At 71.0% G+C, this 17,202-nt stretch carries 16 protein-coding genes; all 16 read left to right on the forward strand.

What is annotated here, in order from left to right; genetic code table 11:
- The first annotated feature begins 7 nt into the window (after positions 1-7).
- The 16 genes from ACLZOT_RS38970 to ACLZOT_RS39045 all read left to right on the forward strand — a co-directional run bounded on the left by ACLZOT_RS38970 (position 8) and on the right by ACLZOT_RS39045 (position 17,097).
- Positions 8-844 (forward strand): aspartyl/asparaginyl beta-hydroxylase domain-containing protein, encoded by an 837-nt coding sequence (locus tag ACLZOT_RS38970; protein ID WP_416973902.1) that lies wholly within the window; start codon positions 8-10, stop codon positions 842-844.
- Between the two features lie 43 nt (positions 845-887).
- Positions 888-1,784: a hypothetical protein gene (locus tag ACLZOT_RS38975; protein WP_416973903.1), complete on the forward strand. Its 897-nt coding sequence runs from the start codon at positions 888-890 to the stop codon at positions 1,782-1,784.
- Positions 1,781-2,341, forward strand: coding sequence for an LOG family protein (locus ACLZOT_RS38980; RefSeq protein ID WP_416973904.1), 561 nt, complete (start codon positions 1,781-1,783; stop codon positions 2,339-2,341). Before ACLZOT_RS38975 ends, ACLZOT_RS38980 begins: the two co-directional genes overlap by 4 nt.
- Positions 2,338-2,862 (forward strand): orotate phosphoribosyltransferase, encoded by a 525-nt coding sequence (locus ACLZOT_RS38985; RefSeq protein WP_416973905.1) that lies wholly within the window; start codon positions 2,338-2,340, stop codon positions 2,860-2,862. The genes ACLZOT_RS38980 and ACLZOT_RS38985 overlap by 4 nt, the downstream gene beginning before the upstream one ends.
- On the forward strand, positions 2,859-3,509 hold the full coding sequence (locus ACLZOT_RS38990) for an HAD family hydrolase (RefSeq protein ID WP_416973906.1): 651 nt from the start codon (positions 2,859-2,861) through the stop codon (positions 3,507-3,509). The genes ACLZOT_RS38985 and ACLZOT_RS38990 overlap by 4 nt, the downstream gene beginning before the upstream one ends.
- 227 nt (positions 3,510-3,736) lie before the next feature.
- Positions 3,737-6,367: an alanine--tRNA ligase gene (gene alaS, locus ACLZOT_RS38995; protein WP_416973907.1), complete on the forward strand. Its 2,631-nt coding sequence runs from the start codon at positions 3,737-3,739 to the stop codon at positions 6,365-6,367.
- 197 nt (positions 6,368-6,564) lie between these two features.
- Positions 6,565-7,794 (forward strand): ubiquitin-like domain-containing protein, encoded by a 1,230-nt coding sequence (locus ACLZOT_RS39000; protein WP_416973959.1) that lies wholly within the window; start codon positions 6,565-6,567, stop codon positions 7,792-7,794.
- A gap of 33 nt (positions 7,795-7,827) precedes the next feature.
- Entirely contained in the window at positions 7,828-8,703 is an 876-nt protein-coding gene (gene rsmA / locus ACLZOT_RS39005; RefSeq protein WP_416973908.1) for a 16S rRNA (adenine(1518)-N(6)/adenine(1519)-N(6))-dimethyltransferase RsmA, read from the forward strand.
- Complete coding sequence (locus ACLZOT_RS39010) at positions 8,700-9,596, forward strand: 4-(cytidine 5'-diphospho)-2-C-methyl-D-erythritol kinase (RefSeq protein WP_416973909.1); 897 nt, start codon at positions 8,700-8,702, stop codon at positions 9,594-9,596. The genes rsmA and ACLZOT_RS39010 overlap by 4 nt, the downstream gene beginning before the upstream one ends.
- A gap of 213 nt (positions 9,597-9,809) precedes the next feature.
- A complete protein-coding gene (locus ACLZOT_RS39015) occupies positions 9,810-10,592 on the forward strand; it encodes an MHYT domain-containing protein (protein ID WP_416973910.1) in 783 nt (260 codons plus the stop codon).
- A 74-nt stretch (positions 10,593-10,666) separates the two neighbouring features.
- Positions 10,667-12,550: a nitrate- and nitrite sensing domain-containing protein gene (locus tag ACLZOT_RS39020; RefSeq protein WP_416973911.1), complete on the forward strand. Its 1,884-nt coding sequence runs from the start codon at positions 10,667-10,669 to the stop codon at positions 12,548-12,550.
- Positions 12,551-12,673: 123 nt separating this feature from the next.
- The gene (locus tag ACLZOT_RS39025) at positions 12,674-13,414 is read left to right on the forward strand and encodes a DUF6879 family protein (RefSeq protein ID WP_416973912.1); all 741 of its coding nucleotides are present in this window, start codon (positions 12,674-12,676) and stop codon (positions 13,412-13,414) included.
- Entirely contained in the window at positions 13,411-14,259 is an 849-nt protein-coding gene (locus tag ACLZOT_RS39030) for a helix-turn-helix domain-containing protein (protein ID WP_416973913.1), read from the forward strand. The genes ACLZOT_RS39025 and ACLZOT_RS39030 overlap by 4 nt, the downstream gene beginning before the upstream one ends.
- A 132-nt stretch (positions 14,260-14,391) precedes the next feature.
- On the forward strand, positions 14,392-14,832 hold the full coding sequence (locus ACLZOT_RS39035; protein ID WP_416973914.1) for a hypothetical protein: 441 nt from the start codon (positions 14,392-14,394) through the stop codon (positions 14,830-14,832).
- An 8-nt stretch (positions 14,833-14,840) separates the two neighbouring features.
- Positions 14,841-15,212, forward strand: a complete 372-nt coding sequence (locus tag ACLZOT_RS39040; protein ID WP_416973915.1) for a hypothetical protein — start codon at positions 14,841-14,843, stop codon at positions 15,210-15,212.
- A gap of 73 nt (positions 15,213-15,285) precedes the next feature.
- Entirely contained in the window at positions 15,286-17,097 is a 1,812-nt protein-coding gene (locus ACLZOT_RS39045) for an ABC-F family ATP-binding cassette domain-containing protein (RefSeq protein ID WP_416973916.1), read from the forward strand.
- Positions 17,098-17,202: the final 105 nt, after the last annotated feature.

A 17,202-nucleotide genomic window follows, 5' to 3' on the forward strand; every position in this document is an offset into this window, starting at 1 on the left:
GGGCACCATGGAAAAACGACGGCCGATCGCAGCTCTGTCCGAGCAGATCACGCAGTTGCAAAAGCTGGACAACGCCCTGGTCGAGCGAATGAGGCACGAGGCGCTGACCGCTCCGGCGCCCTGGAAGGCGGAGTACGGCGAGTTCCAGTCCGGCGGCTGGTGGACGACGTCGCTGATGAACGCCTCCGGTGACGCAGCCGACGTACGGATCACCGACGGCGCCGCCCGGCCCACGGCGTTGCTGGAGAGCATGCCCGCCACCGCGAACCTGTTGGCCGGACTCGGCCTGAGTTACATGTGGGTACGGCTGGCCCGGCTGGAGCCGAACGCCTTCCTCTGGGAGCACCGCGACTACGACGAGCTGGACCGGGTCGAGCGGTACCGGCTGCATGTCCCGCTGCACACCAATTCCTCGGCCTTCCTGGTCACCGGGGGTACCAAGGTCCACCTGGACGGCGGGCGGATCTGGCAGCTGACACCGACGTACGCGCACGGGGTGTGCAATCTGCTCGGCCCGGACCGCGTCCATCTGATCGCGGACGTCTACGCGGACAACGCCTACCGGCGGCTGGCCCGGCGAGCGCAGGAGCCGCCGGACGCCGAACACCTGCCGTGCGCGTCGGAGGCCGATCTGGCCGAACGGCTCGCCGCCGCACGTCGCCTGGCCGACCTCGGTTTCACCCCCGCCGCCGAACAACTGCTGCTCAGGCTGTTCTACTCCTTCGCCCTCCCGGAGGGCACCGTCTACGACCTGATCGCCGGCCTGCACACCGCGCTCGGCGACAGCACGGCGCATCAGCGCTGGACGGCCGCGAAGTCCAAGCTCCTCGCCCTCGCCCCGTGAAGCCACCCGGCACGTCAGCACCTTCAGCACGGAAGGACAGCCCATGCCCGCCGCTGTGTCCCCGGCTCCGGCCGAACTGCGCCTGACCGAACTCGCCGAGGCCAACCGGCCCGCCCAACTGCCGTTGCTGACCCGCATCGCCGAGGTGCTGTCCGCCTCCCCGGCGGTGACCCACCTGCTGGTCCGGGGTTCGCTCGCTTCCGGCACCGCCGACCGCCTCTCCGACGTCGACTTCGTCGTCGGGGTCCACGACCGTGACCTGTCCGCCTTCACCTCGGCTCTCGACGACCTGATGACGGTCGAGGGTGGCGCTCTGCTGCCGGGCTGGCGCGACACCATCGTCGCGGACCTGGGAGGTGTCGGGTTCGTCTTCCTCGTCCAGTACGAGGGCCGACTTCAGCAGGTCGACCTCTACCTCGCGCCCGCCTCCCGGATCGCCGAGCTGGGCCGGAAAGTGGGTGGCAAGACGTTGCTGGAACGGCCGTCGGCCGGGATCACCGCCGCTCACACCGAGCAGGCGCGGGCTCACGTCGCGGAGTTCACCACCCGTCCCCGCACGTGCGCCGAGCTGCTGATCGAACACCTCGTGCTGGCCGTGCTGCTCCACAAGCGCATCCGGCGCGGTCAGCGGTTCGTCGCCTACGCCGAGTGGCACATGCTGCACACCGCGACGAAGGACCTGATCAAGACCGCGCTCGTCCCGGAGTCGGCGTTCTGGGGCTGGTACCGGCTCCGGGAGGAACTCGCGCGTACCCCGATCGGGCGGACCTGCCTGGCCGACCTGGACGCGGCGATCACCTCTCCGGCTGTCCCCGGCACCGACGACGTCACCGCTGCCCTGGACCGGGTGCTCGCACTCACCGCGCGGGCCTGCCCGAACGCCCTGGACGGCCTCGCGGACGCTGTCACCGCCTACCGCGCCTATCTGGAGTTGGTGTGACACGACGGATGACGGCGGTGTTCTTCGGCGGGGTCGTCCCCGCTTCGCCGGACGAGGAGCGGCTCGCGGAGGACATCGGCGAGGCCCTGGCCAGGGCCGGGTTCACGCTGTTGCATGGCGGCTACAACGGCCTGATGGAGGCCGTTGCCCGTGGGGCCGCAGCCGAGGGCGGCCCTGCCGTCGCGGTGACGCTGGCCGACAAGCACGCCGAATGGGGTGCGTTCAACCCGTATGTCACGGCCGAGGTCCACCTGCCCGACCTCGGCACCCGCCTCAACCACTACCTGGACACAGCGGACCTGGTGGTCGCGATGGGAGGCGGGGTCGGCACCCTGCACGAGCTGACCGCCGCCCTGTACTACGCGGGGACCGTCCGCCCCGTCCCCGTCTGGATCACCGGCCCTACCGCGCTTGGACTGCTGGCCTTCCTCAAACGGGAGAAGTGGCTGTTCGAGACACCCACCCGGCCACTGGGTTTCCTCAGCCCGATCGCTTCGGCGACGGCCTTCGCCGCTCAGCTCCATGACCTGATCGTCCGGAAAGGAGCAGGCACATGACCCTGACCACCCTGAGAGCCCGCGTTGCCGCCACGGCCTGTGTCACGGACGAGTTCACGCTGCCCGACGGGCAGGTGCTCGACTCGTACTTCGACGAGTACCGGCTCGCCGCCGACCCCGAGCTGCTGTACGACGTCGCCGAGGCGATGGCCACGCTCGTCCCCGAGGATGCCGAAGTGCTGGCCGGCATCGAACTGGGAGGCGTCCCGCTGGTCGTCGCCCTGTCGGCAGCCACCGGGCTGCCGTCCGCGTTCCTGCGCCGCCGGTCCAAGACGTACGGCTCCCGGCGGCAGATCGAAGGCGCCGGCGTCGGGGGACGCCGGGTCGTCCTGGTCGACGACGTGGTCCGCTCCGGCGGTCAACTGCTGGAGATGACCCGGATGCTGCGGATCGCCGGTGCTCCGGTCTCCGACGCGCTCTGTGTCCTGGAGAGGCCGCTGGGTGGGAGGCCGTTCCTCCACGGACACGGTGTCCGCCTGCACCCCTTGCTGACCGAGGCCGACCTGACCTCAGTCCCGTGACGAGGGCGGTGCTGTTCGATCTGGACGGCGTGCTGCTGGACAGCCGGAGCGCGGTGCTCGCCACCCTCGCCGGTGTCGCGACCGCCGCTCTCGGACGCCGTGTCACCGTCGGCGACCTTCCGCCGGACGCGCTCACGACCCCTCGGGTCGAGGTGCTGGCCGGACTCGGGGTCGCCGAACCGGACCGCCTCTGCGAGATCTGGTGGGACCCGGCCCTGGCCACCGCCGCTGGGGTCACCCTGTTCCCAGGGGTGCTGGAGGGGGTGAAGGCGGTCAAGGACGCCGGGATCGCGACGGGGCTGGTCACCCTCCAGAGCCGTACGCGGCTGCCCTGGCTGTTGCCGCCGACCGTACTGGAGCTGCTGGACGTGACCGTCGGCCGGGAGGACGCCGAACCCAAGCCCGCTCCGGACGGACTTCTGCTCGCGCTCGGCAGGCTCGGCGCCGACCCCGGGGAATCCGTGTTCCTCGGTGACACCGCCGGAGACATCGCTGCCGCACGCGCGGCGCGCGTCACCCCGCTCGGCGCGGGCTGGGGGTACGCCGGACCGGCGGTTCTGAAAGCGGCGGGAGCCGTCAGCGTCCTGAACGACGCGGCCGGGATCGGCCCTGGCCTGCTGGATTTCACGCTCACACGTAAACGCTGAGCGATCTTGCCGCCGTACCCACTAAAGTCGGCGACGCGGCGGACGTACACATCTGCCGCACAACCGGTGGATCAACGGATCTGGAGAAAAGGTGCGGCCCATGGGGGCGCGAGCTACCTGCGTCGAGCTGGAGAACTGAGAACCCTCTCAGTCCCTGTTCTCGGCCCGGCTCGGCGTGTGCACCCCTCGACCACCTTCCGTGACTCCTTCCGTGAGGTCATGCCGCCATGCGCTCGACGCAGATCCGCAGCCTGTTCACCGACTTCTTCACCTCTCGCGGCCACCACCGGGTGCCGTCCGGTCCGCTCGTCCCGGACGACCCGACCCTGCTGCTCACCAACGCCGGGATGAACCAGTTCAAGCCGTACTTCCTGGGGGAGACGGTCCCCGACTTCCCTCGCGCCACCAGCATCCAGAAGTGCGCCCGCACGTCGGACATCGACAACGTCGGCCGGACCAACCGGCACGCGACGTTCTTCGAGATGATGGGGAACTTCTCCTTCGGCGACTACTTCAAGGAGGACGCGATCGCGTTCGCCTGGGAACTCCTCACCGAGGGCTACCAGTTGGAGAAGGAGAAGCTCTGGATCACGGTCTTCGAGGACGACGACGAGGCCGAGCGCCTCTGGCGCCGCATCGGGGTCCCCGCCTCCCGCATCCAGCGGCTCGGCATGGAGGACAACTACTGGTCCATGGGGGTCCCCGGCCCCTGCGGTCCCAGTTCGGAGATCAACTACGACCGGGGTCCCGCCTTCGGCGAGGAAGGCGGACCCGCCGTCGACGGTGAGCGCTACGTCGAGATCTGGAACCTGGTCTTCATGCAGTACCGGCGAGGTGAGGGAGACAAGAAGGGAGGCTTCCCCGTCCTCGGCGAACTCGACCGCACGGGGGTCGACACCGGCCTCGGTCTGGACCGGCTCGCCGCGATCCTTCAGGACGCGCGGAACGTCTGCACCACCGACCTGCTGCTGCCGACCTTCCGCACCGTCCAGGAACTCGCCGGCCGCGAGGCTCCCGGCGAGGGAGAGGCGAAGGTGTCCTTCCAGGTCGTCACCGAGCACGCCCGCTCCATCGCCTTCCTCGTCGCCGACGGCGTCCTGCCCGCCAAGGACGGCCGCGGCTACGTCCTGCGCCGCCTGATGCGCCGTGCGATCCACCACGCCCGGCTGCTCGGCATCGACGGCCCCGTCCTGCCCGCCGTCACGGCCTCCGTGATCGGTAACCTCGCCGACGTCTGGCCCGAACTCGCGGACCGGGCCACGCTGATCGAGCAGGTCGTCACCGCCGAGGAGGAGTCCTTCACCCGCACCCTCACCCAGGGCAGCCGACTTCTGGACGCCGCCATCACCCGTACCAGGAGCAGCGGTTCGGCCGCGCTGCCGGGTGAGACGGCCTTCGAGCTGGCCGACACCTACGGCTTCCCCGTGGAACTGACCGTCGAGGCCGCCCGGGACGCCGGACTCACCGTCGACGAGGACCGCTTCGCCGTACTCCTGGACGAGCAGCGCAGCCGCGCGAAGACCGGCGGCAGGGCCAGAACCGCTGAGGCCCTGCGCCGTACGGACACCTACCGGGAACTGGCCGCCCGCCTTCCGCGCACCGAGTTCGTCGGGTACGAGCACCTGACCGCCGAGGTCACCGTCACCGGCCTGATCCCCAGAGGTACGGACGTCGAGCTGGTCCTCGACCGCTCCCCGTTCTACGCCGAGGCCGGCGGCCAGATCGGCGACACCGGCACCCTGACGCTGGCCGACGGCACTGCCGTACAGATCACCGGCACCCGCTACGGCCTGGAGGGCTTCCGCGTCCACAGCGCCCGTGTCCTGCACGGCGAACTCCGCACGGGCGCTGTCGGCGAAGCCGCCGTGGACGCCGGACGCCGGGCCGGTCTGATGCGCTCCCACTCCGCCACGCACATCCTGCACGCCGTCGTCATGGCCACCCTCGGCGACCATGCCCGCCAGCAGGGCTCCCTCGTCGAACCCGACCGGCTCCGCTTCGACTTCGCCCACTTCGCCGCTGTCACCCCGGACCAGCTCACCACCATCGAGAGCGTCGTCAACGGCCATGTCCTCGACGACCCCTCCGTACGGGCCTGGCACGCCGACCGCGCCGAGGCCGAAGCCGCCGGTGCGATCGCCCTGTTCGGCGAGAAGTACGGCGACCGGGTCCGTATCGTCGACATCGGCGACTTCTCCCGCGAACTCTGCGGCGGCACCCACGTCACGCACGGCTCCCAGATCGGTGCCTTCCGCCTGCTCTCCGAGTCCTCGATCGGCTCCAACCTGCGCCGCGTCGAAGCGCTCACCGGCCACGGCACACTCCGCCACCTGGACACCGAACGCCGTCTGCTCGGCGAACTCGCCGCCCTGCTCGGCACCCGTCCCGCCGACACACCCGGCGCCCTGCGCAAGCGGCTGGAAGCCCTCGCCACCACGCAGGACGAGGTGTCCCGGCTCAGGGGTGAGGAGCTGAAGCGGCGGACCGGACACCTCGCCGGACAGGCCAGGCGCACCGGCCACGGGCAGCTGACCGTCCAGGAAGTCACCGGTGTCACCCCGGACGAACTGCGTCTCCTCGCCGCCGGGACCCTCACCCGGCTCGGCCGCACCCCGGCCGTCGTGGTCCTCGGCGCCGAACACGACGGCAAGGCCCTCCTCGCCGCCGCGATCTCACCCGACCTCCACCAACAGGGCGTCCAGGCCAGCAGCGTCCTCACCGACGCGGCCCGAGCGGTCGGCGGCGGCTCCGGAGGCCATGGCCCTCTCGCGAGCGCCGGCGGACGCCGTCCGCAGGAGCTCCGCCGCGCGCTGGACCTCGCCGCTCACGAGGCGGACCGTCTGCTCGGCGAAGGCTGAACTCCGGAAGATCTTCGCTCCCGGCACGCTCCGGAGCCCACCCCCTCATTCGAACGGCACCCTGAGTAGCCGAGTCGCTTTGGAGAGTCACGTAGTACCCGCTAGGTTCTGTGGGCCCGATTGACCCCCGCCCCTTGGAGCGTGTCGGCGTGAGCAGTCCGCAGTCCACGTACGCACCGCAGTACGAGCCGCCTGTCATGGAGGGGGATTTTCCGGGCGAACGGCCTTTTTCGCAGGTGCCGCAGCCGGAAGCGCCGAAGACGGAAGCCCGGCAGCCGGTGGTCCCCCGCCAGGGCGGTGCCCGGCGGCGGGCCGCGCGGCGCAGGCGGGCCGCCGAGTCGGGGATGCGGAGGCTGCTCCCGCAGGCCCTGGTCGTCGCGTTCCTCGCCGGCGGCACCAGCGCGTTCGTCGCGAAGGACAAGGCCGTCGAGCTGACGGTCGACGGGGCGCCCCGGACGCTGCACACGTTCGCCGACGACGTGACCGAGTTGCTGGCGGAGGAGGGGGTGCGCATCGGCGAGCACGACCTCGTCGTCCCCGCGCCCGGCGAGGAACTCGACAGCGGCGACGAGGTCACGGTCCACTACGGCCGCCCCGTACGCCTCACCCTCGACGGCACCCGCCGCGAGGTGTGGACGACCGCCCGGACCGTCGCCGGCGCGCTCAGACAGCTCGGCGTCAGGGCCGAGGGCGCGTACGTCTCCACGTCCCGCTCGCAGCGGATCGGCCGCGCCGGGCTCGCGCTGGACGTCCGTACGGAGCGGTCCGTGACCGTGCTGGCCGACGGCCGGGCCCGCACGATCCGGACGAACGCCGGGACCGTCCGCGAGGCCGTCGAGGCCGCCGGGATCACCCTGGCCGGGCAGGACACGACGTCCGTGCCGCCGGGGAGCTTCCCCCGCGACGGGCAGACGATCACCGTGCTGCGGATCACCGGGACGCGGGAGGTCCGCGAGGAGCCGGTGGAGTTCGAGGTACGGCGCACCGAGGACCCCTCGCTTTTCAAGGGGACGGAGGTGGTGGAGCGGGCGGGCGTGCCGGGGCTGCGGCGGGTGACGTACGCGCTGAGGAGCGTGAACGGGGTTCGGCAGAAGCCGAAGCGGGTACGCGTGGAGGTCGTCCGGGACCCCCTCGACCAGCTCGTCCGCGTGGGCAGCAAGCCGCTGCCCACGTCCGTGGCGGGCGCGGACGGCCTGAACTGGGGAGGGCTCGCCGCGTGCGAGTCCGGCGGCCGCCCGACCGCCGTCGACCCCTCCGGCACCTACGGCGGCCTCTACCAGTTCGACACCCGCACCTGGCAGAGCCTCGGCGGCACCGGCCGCCCCCAGGACGCCCCGGCGTCCGAACAGACCTACCGGGCGAAGAAGTTGTACGTACGCCGGGGGGCGAGCCCCTGGCCGCACTGCGGGGCACGGCTGCACGGGTGACCACCCGCCCCACCACCCCCGTAACCTTGTCCCGTGACCAGCCCCACCCCCGATGCCCTTCTCGGACCCGCCGACGTCCGTGAGCTCGCCGCCGTTCTCGGTGTGCGGCCCACCAAGCAGCGTGGCCAGAACTTCGTCATCGACGCGAACACCGTCCGCCGGATCGTCCGGACCGCAGATGTCCGGGCGGACGATGTGGTCGTGGAGGTCGGACCAGGGCTCGGGTCGCTGACGCTCGCGCTGCTGGAGGCCGCCGACCGGGTGACGGCCGTGGAGATCGACGACACGCTCGCGAGCGCCCTGCCCGCGACGATCACCGCACGGATGCCGGCCCGCGCGGAGCGGTTCGCGCTGGTGCACTCGGACGCGATGAAGGTGACCGAACTGCCGGGCCCCGCCCCGACCGCGCTGGTCGCGAACCTGCCGTACAACGTCGCCGTACCGGTCCTGCTGCACATGCTGGAGACCTTCCCGAGCATCGAACGGACCCTCGTGATGGTCCAGTCGGAGGTCGCGGACCGGCTCGCCGCCGCGCCGGGTTCGAAGGTGTACGGCGTCCCCTCCGTGAAGGCCAACTGGTACGCGGAGGTCAAGCGGGCCGGCGCGATCGGCCGCAACGTCTTCTGGCCGGCGCCGAACGTGGACAGCGGACTGGTGTCCCTCGTCCGCCGCACCGACCCGATCAGGACCACGGCGTCCCGGCGGGAGGTCTTCGCGGTGGTGGACGCGGCGTTCGCCCAGCGCCGCAAGACGCTGCGCGCGGCGCTCGCCGGGTGGGCGGGGTCGGCGGCGGCGGCGGAGACGGCGATCGTCGCGGCGGGGGTGTCCCCGCAGGCGCGGGGGGAGTCGCTGACGGTGGAGGAGTTCGCGAGGATCGCGGAGAACAAGGTCACCGAGGAGCCCTCGTGAGTGTCACCGTCCGTGTCCCCGCCAAGGTGAACGTCCAGCTCGCCGTGGCCGCCCCCCGCCCCGACGGCTTCCACGACCTCGCGAACGTCTTCCTCGCCGTCGGCCTGTACGACGAGGTCACCGTCACCCCCGCCGCCGAACTCCGGATCACCTGCGAGGGCCCGGACGCCGGCCAGGTCCCCCTGGACCGGACGAACCTGGCCGCCCGAGCGGCGATCGCGCTGGGCGAGAGGTACGGGCGCGGTCCCGACGTACACATCCACATCGCGAAGGACATCCCGGTGGCCGGCGGGATGGCCGGGGGGAGTGCGGACGGTGCGGGTGCGCTGGTCGCGTGTGACGCGTTGTGGGGGACCGGGGCGTCGCGCGCCGAACTGCTGGAGATCTGCGCGGAGTTGGGGAGTGACGTGCCCTTCAGCCTGGTGGGGGGCGCGGCGCTCGGCGTCGGGCGGGGGGAGCGGCTCACCCCGCTGGAGGTGGGCGGCGATTTCCACTGGGTGTTCGCGACGGCGGTACGGGGGCTGTCGACCCCGGCGGTGTACAAGGAGTTCGACCGGCTGACGGCGGACGTCGACGTACCCGAACCGGTCGCGTCGAAACCCCTGCTGGACGCCCTCGCCAAGGGCGACCCCGACGCGCTCGCCGCCTCCGTGTCGAACGACCTCCAGCCCGCCGCGCTCTCCCTGTTCCCGGAGCTGAGCGCGACGCTGGACGCGGGGCGCGCGGCGGGGGCGCTCGCGGCGCTGGTCTCGGGGTCGGGCCCGACGACGGCGTACCTCGCGCGGGACGAGGCGACGGCGCACCGCATCGCGGAGCGGCTCGCGGCGTCGGGGACGTGCCGCAGCGTGCGGACGGCTCTCGGACCGGCGCCCGGCGCGACCGTCGTGGCTTGAACTGACCTGTTAGCCAAGGGGATGTGAAGGGCTCGGGGAGATCCCGCGCGTAAGGCGCTGACCAGCGTGAACATCTCCGGGAATGTTATCTACGCCACAGTAATTTAATGTTCCAGCATGTTCGGCAATGGGGGTTCATGGTCCATTTCGCGCCACTCTGACCGGCGGTAACAGGATGGCAAGATCGGCGCACCCGGCCGAGAGGAAGTCCCGATGGGGCACATGGACCACTTCAGCGCGGGATGGGTCACCCCCGTCCTGTCGTATGTGATGGCCTGCGTCGGCTCGGCGCTCGGACTGCGCTGCACGGTCCGCGCGCTGGAGTCCGAAGGCGCGTCGAAGCGCAACTGGCTCGTCCTCGCGTCCGTCGCGATCGGCTCGGGCATCTGGACCATGCACTTCGTCGCGATGCTGGGCTTCGCGGTCGACGGCACCCCGATCCGCTACGACGTCCCGCTGACCGTCCTGAGCCTGCTGATGTCCGTCGGCGTGGTCGCGGCGGGCGTCTTCACCGCCGGATACGGCCGCTCCCGCGTCACCTCGGTCGCCTTCGGGGGCCTCGGCACGGGCCTGGGCGTCGCCGCGATGCACTACACCGGCATGGCCGCGCTCAACCTGCACGGCGAGGTCGGCTACGACCCGGCGCTGGTCATCGCGTCCGTCGTGATCGCCGTCGTCGCCGCGACCGCCGCGCTCACGCTGACGCTGGTCGTGCGGGGCCCGGTGCTGGCGGCTCTCGCCGCGCTCGTGATGGGCCTCGCGGTGAGTTCCATGCACTACACGGCGATGTTCGCGGTCAGCATCTCGCTCGCGCCGAGCAGCGCGCCGCTCGCCGGAGTCACGGCGACGCAGTTCATCTTCCCGCTGGCCGTGGTGCTGGGATCGTTCCTGTTCCTGGCCTCCGCGTACGTCGCGCTCTCGCCGACCGGCGCGGGCCGAAACGATTCCGCAGTGGCCGCCGAACTGCTCCGCGAAGTCGAGCTGACGACCGCCTGAGCCTTATGGACCGGGTGCGGTGCCGTATCGGGGGTCGGCGCCGCACCCCTTTTACCTTGACCTGAGAGGTCTCCATGCGTATGCCCCGAGCGACCGACCGGCTGCGGCCCAGATCGGTCCGCGCGAAGATCGTCGCCCTGCTCATGCTGCCCGTCGTCTCCCTGATGGCCCTGTGGGGCTTCGCCGCCGTGACGACCGCCTCCAGCATCGGCGACGCCGAACGCGGCAAGGACGTCAACGCCGAACTCCTCGCCCCCGTCGGGGAGTTCGTCACCGCAGTGCAGGGCGAGCGGACGGCCGCGCTGCGCGGGGACCCCGCCGGCTACCGGAAGACGCAGGCCGTCACCGACAAGGCCGCCGCCCGGGTCCTCGACGGCGTCAACTCGGCCGGCTCCGACGCCGGGCTCCTCAACGCCTCGCTGCCCGCCCGGCTCACCGCGCTCAAGGCCGACACGAAGGCGCTCACCGCACTGCGTACGCGTCCCACGTTCGACGGCTACAGCGCGCTCGTCCGGCACGGTTTCGCCGTCACCGGCGCCCTCTCCGACGCCGTACGCAGCGCCGACGCCTCCGACGCGCGCGTCCTGCTGGAACTCGCGCGCGGCCGCGAGGCTGTCGCCCAGGAACAGGCGCTCCTCGCGGACGGCGTGCTGACGAAGGCGGAGTACGTGCCCTTCGTCGGCGCCGTCGCCAACCAGCGCGCCCTGCTCGAACCGGCCGTCGCCGACCTCAGGCCCGAGCACCGGCCCGCGTACCGCCGGATCCTGGACGGGGACCGGTACGCCACGATGCGGACCGTCGAGGACCAGGTGCGCGGCGGCGCCGCCCTGTCGGACACCGGGTGGGACACCGCCGTGTCCCAGGTGCTCAGCGGACTCGCCGGCGCCGAGGCGGACGCCGGGGTCACCGCCACCGCCAAGGCGAACCCCTTCGGCTGGGACACGCTCGGCGCGTCCGGCGTCGCCGTGGTCCTCGGGCTCGTCGGCGTCCTGCTGTCGCTGCTGGTGTCCGTGCTCGTCGGGCGCGGGCTCATCGTCGAACTGCTCGACCTGCGCAACTCCGCGCTGGAGGTCGCCGGGCGGAAGCTGCCGCTGGCGATGCGGCGCCTGCACGCCGGACAGGGCGTCGACATCGATGCCGAGGCCCCCATGCGGCGCCTCGTCGGCGACGAACTCGCCCAGGTCGGCACGGCGTTGACCGCCGTCCAGCGGGCCGCCCTCAAGGCCGCCTCCGAGCGCGCCGAGTTGTTGAGCGGCATCTCCGGCGTGTACGTCAGCCTCGCCCGCCGCAGCCAGGTCCTCCTGCACCGCCAGCTGGACCTGCTCTCCGCCCTCGAACGCCGCGAGCAGCACCCCGCCGACCTGCACGACCTCTACCGCGTCGACTACCTCGCGACCCGCATGCGCCGCCACTCCGAGAGCCTCCTCATCCTCTCCGGCATCGCCCCCGGGCGCGGCTGGCGCGACCCCATCGCCCTCACCGACGTCCTGCGCGCGGCCGTCGCCGAGATCGAGAGCGCCGACCGCGTCCAGATCTGGGCCGTACCCCGGGTCTCCGTGGCCGGCGGCTCGGTCGCCGACGTCGTCCACCTCCTCGCGGAGCTGGTCGAGAACGCCGCGTCCTTCTCCCCGCCCTCCACCCACGTCCACCTTCGCGCGGCTCGGTTGAGGGAGGGCGTCCTCATCGAGATCGAGGACAGCGGCTTCGGCATGAACGAGGACGCCCTCGCCGACGCCAACCGCAAGATCCAGTCCGACAAGGTCGACCTGCTGGACGCCAAACAGATCGGCCTGTTCGTGGTGAACCGGCTGCGCGAGCGGCAGGGGTTGCAGGTGGAGGTGCGGGGGTCCGAGAGCGGCGGGGTGATCGCGGGGGTGTTCATTCCGGAGCACCTGATCCGCGATGACATGCCGGTGGGGGAGCGGGGGTTGGCGCCGGCTGTGGGGTTGTTGGGGTGAGGGGGGATTGCGCGCAATCCTGCGTCAGTGCTCCGTAGGGCGCGCATTCTGCCGCAATCTCCGGTCGTGGCCTTGCTCCCAGGGCGCATTCTGATCTCCGGCAGGCTTCGACAGGAGGACAACATGACGCTCAGGTTCATCGGGACGACCAGCGGACTCGGTAACTGCCCCACCCTGTACGAGATCGAGGGCACGGACGAGATCCTCGTACAGGGGGATCTGGAGACCGACCCCGGGCACTTGGCGCAGCTCAAGGACGTCAAGGAGTCCGAGGCGTTCGTCCGTGTCCCGCGCACACTGCTGACCCAGTACGCGCCTCGGCACGAGGCCCCCGAACGCCAGCCGTTCGAGGCCATCACCCACCTGTTCAGTGACTTCGAGCACACCGCCTGGCGCCTGGAGACGCAGCGAGGCTACGCGTCCGACCGCCAGAGCCCCAAGTGGAACCAGTTCCTCGCCGGTGAGGACATCGCAGGAGACACGGACAACCCCTGGCACGAGAACGTTCGTGCTCAGACGGCCCGAGGTAAGCGTTTCGAACGGGTCCGTCTGGTCGATGAACCGCCCACTCAGGGACAGGAGTTCCTCCTGGCGAGCGCGCCGGGGAACGTCTCCTCCGGCGAGGACATCCGCAACCTCACCCGCGCCGAGGCCCGGCAACTGAAGCTCCCCGAGTACGACTTCTGGCTCTTCGACTCCAAGGTCGTCGTCCGCTTCGAGATCGACGACGAAGACACCACCCTCGGTGTGTACGTCACCGAGGACCCGGCCGAAGTCCTCGTCGCCTGCCGGGCGAGGGACGCCGCCTGGCACCACGCTGTCCGTACCGAAGAATTCGCCAGGCAGGTACGTTCGGCCATGTGAGTACGGATTACCAGACCGCCAGAGAATCCCTCGGCGTGCGGCTGCGCGAGCTGCGCACCGAGGCCGGTCTCGACGGCAAGGGGCTGGCCGCCCGGCTCGGGTGCCAGCCCTCCAAGGTCTCCCGGTTGCAGAACGGCAAGCAGACGCCGTCCCCGGCGGACCTGACCGCCTGGGCGCATGCCTGTGGCCGACCGGACGCGGACGCCGAACTCCAAGGGCTGCTGGCCGGGTTGGAGTCGAAGCAGCGGCACCGCTCCTGGCGGCGTCAGTTGGCCGGCGGCCTCCGTGGCCGTCAGGAAGTCGCGGTACGCCAGTCCGAGACGACGACGATGATCCGTGGCCTCGAAGTGGCCTGCGTCCCCGGACTGTTCCAGACACCGGAGTACGCCCGCTGTATGTTCGACGCCTTGGCGGGATTCCGGGGTATGACCCCGGACACCGAGGCCGCGGTTGAGGCTCGGATGCGGCGCCAGGAGTCGTTGTACGACCCGGCGAAAACCTTCCGCTTCCTCCTCTCCGAAGCCGCCCTCTACCACCGTGTCTGTCCCGTCGACGTCATGGCCGAGCAACTCGACCGGCTCTACAACCTCGTCGGACAGCGCCGCGTCGAACTCGGCATTCTTCCCTTCGGAGTTCAGCTCCGCCGAACGGCACCCCATGGGTTCTGGATCTACGACCGCCGCCTGGTCATCGTCGAGACCATCAGCGAGGAACTGTGGCTCAAGGGCGACGAGGACATCGAGTTGTACGAGCGCGCATGGGACTGGCTCGCCGAATCCGCCGAGTACGGGACCCCGGCACGCCGCACCATCGGCCGCGCGAGGGCATCCCTGGCCCTCCCCTGAGCAATCGGGCACAACCCCTCTCCCTGAGCAAGCAATCGCGCGCAATCCGCACGCAGAAAAGCAATCCCGCCGCCTAACGTCCCGCTCATGGCCGAAGCCCAGAGCCTTCGCCCGGACCGTGAGAGGCGCCGTATGACCACCATCACGCTCGATTCCCGCACCGGCCGTTCCCTCGTCCCCGACGCCGACTTCCAGATGCTCGCGGCGTTCTGCGCCGACGAGTACGGCCTTGAACGGGCCCTCGCGGAGCGGGTCGTCGACCAGGCCCTCGCCCTCGCCCTCGTCCACGTCATGGGCACGACCCGCGCCGGCGCCGACATGGCCCCCTCGCAGCAGGTCGACCCCGGCTGGCACACCCTCGTCCTGCACACCGACTGGTACGCCGCCTGGTGCCAGGAACAGTTCGGCTACTTCCTCCACCACCGCCCGAACAGCAAGACCCGTACGCACGGCCTCATGAACGACGTCACCGCCCGCCTCCGCACCGCGGGGTTCACCGTCGACGACCGTCTCTGGCACACCGCGGCCAACTGCAACCCACCCGCCTGCTGCGGCGACGGCCCCTGCTGCTGACCCCCGCCGTGCCACCCACCGAACTCACCGCCACCAGCCGCATCACCCTCTTCCCCCTGCACCACCTCTCCGTCGCCTACACCACCCACTCCTCCGACTCCCGGGGCCTCGGCGACATCGGCGTGGTCGCCGTCCTCCACGACGACCTGAGCACCGGCGAGGAGCTGTGGAAGCTGGCCGAGCGGCTCGGCGGCCGTAACGCCGTCCATGACCAGGCCAGGTGGATCCTGACCCAAGCCTGCCGGGCCCGGATCGTGACGTCGGGAGACCAGCCGCGTACACCGTGGACCGCGGTCATCGGACGCCGCTACGCACTCGGCTCGCTGTTCGCCAACCACGAGATCCTGATGACGGGCCGGATGACGCTGCCGCGTGCGTGACGGCGGCCCCGAAGGGGTGACCGGGACGCGCGCACTACCCTGGGAGGCTGTTACCCCCCTGGGCAGGAGAAACATGGCCGTCAACCTCGTCAATGTCGAGAACGTCAGCAAGGTGTACGGAACCCGTGCGCTTCTGGACGGGATCTCGCTGGGGGTGTCCGAGGGGGACCGTATCGGGGTCGTGGGGCGTAACGGGGACGGGAAGACGACGCTCATCCGGATGCTGGCGAAGGTGGAGGAGGCCGACACCGGGAGGGTGACGCACTCCGGGGGGCTGCGGCTGGGCGTGCTGACGCAGCACGACTCGCTGGACCCGGAGGCGACCGTGCGGCACGAGGTCATCCGGGACATGGCCGACCACGAGTGGGCCGGGAACGCGAAGGTCAGGGACGTACTGACCGGGCTGTTCGGGGGGCTGGACCTGCCGGGGTTCCCGCAGGGGCTGGACACGGTCATCGGCCCGCTGTCCGGTGGCGAGCGGCGGCGGATCGCGCTGGCGAAGCTGCTCATCGAGGACCAGGACCTGATCGTGCTGGACGAGCCGACCAACCACCTCGATGTGGAAGGGATCTCGTGGCTCGCGCGGCACTTGCAGACGCGGCGGTCCGCGCTCGTGTGCGTGACGCACGACCGGTGGTTCCTGGACCAGGTGTGCACGCGGATGTGGGACGTCCAGCGCGGCGCGGTGCACGAGTACGAGGGCGGCTACTCGGACTACGTGTTCGCGCGCGCCGAGCGCGAGCGGATCGCCGCGACCGAGGAGGTCAAGCGGCAGAACCTGGTCCGCAAGGAGCTGGCGTGGCTGAGGCGGGGGGCGCCGGCGCGTACGTCGAAGCCGCGCTTCCGCATCGAGGCCGCGAACGCGCTCATCGAGGACGTGCCGCCGCCGCGCGACTCCAGCGAGCTGATGAAGTTCGCGTCGTCGCGGCTCGGGAAGACGGTGTTCGACCTGGAGGACGTGACCGTCCAGGCGGGCCCCAAGACGCTGATGAAGCACATCACCTGGCAGCTCGGACCCGGCGACCGGATCGGCCTGGTCGGGGTGAACGGCGCGGGGAAGACGTCGCTGCTGCGGGCGCTCGCGGACGCGTGGCGGACGACGGGCGAGGCCCAGCCGGCCGCCGGCCGGGTCGTCGTCGGGAAGACCGTCAAGCTCGCGTACCTCTCCCAGGACGTCACCGAACTCCCGCCCACGCTGCGGGTGCTGGAGGCCGTCCAGCAGGTCCGTGAGCGCGTCGACCTCGGCAAGGGCCGCGAGATGACGGCCGGCCAGCTCTGCGAGACGTTCGGCTTCAACAAGGAGAAGCAGTGGACGCCGGTCGGCGACCTCTCCGGCGGTGAGCGGCGCCGGCTCCAGCTCCTGCGGCTCCTCATGGACGAGCCCAACGTCCTCTTCCTCGACGAGCCCACCAACGACCTCGACATCGAGACGCTGACCCAGCTGGAGGACCTCCTCGACGGGTGGCCCGGCTCGATGGTCGTCATCTCCCACGACCGGTTCTTCGTCGAGCGGACGACCGACCGGGTCTTCGCGCTGCTCGGGGACCTGACACTGCGGATGCTGCCGCGCGGCATCGACGAGTACCTGGAGCGCCGGGCGCGGATGGAGGAGGCGGCGGCGGGGGCCGTCACCGTCGTCGCGCAGAAACCGGTCGCCGCCGAGAAGAGCGCCGCCGACCAGCGGGCCGCGAAGAAGGAACTCCAGAAGATCGAGCGGCAGTTGGACAAGATCGCCGAGGGCGAGGCCAAGCTGCACGCCCAGATCGCCGAACAGGCCACCGACTTCGCGAAGGTGGCCGAACTCGACGCCAAGCTGCGGGCGTTGGCCGGTGAGCGCGAGGAGCTGGAGATGCGCTGGCTGGAACTCGCCGAGGACGCGCAGTAACGGAGAAGCGCGGTGAAGAGGCCGTGAAGGCGCGTAACGGAGGCATCACGGCCCGGTCCGCCCTTGGACACAGGGGTGGATTTGGGTCGTTCTGCCGTCGGAGGC

The sequence above is a fragment of the Streptomyces sp. 4F14 genome (assembly GCF_048159485.1).
Lineage (GTDB): Bacteria > Actinomycetota > Actinomycetes > Streptomycetales > Streptomycetaceae > Streptomyces.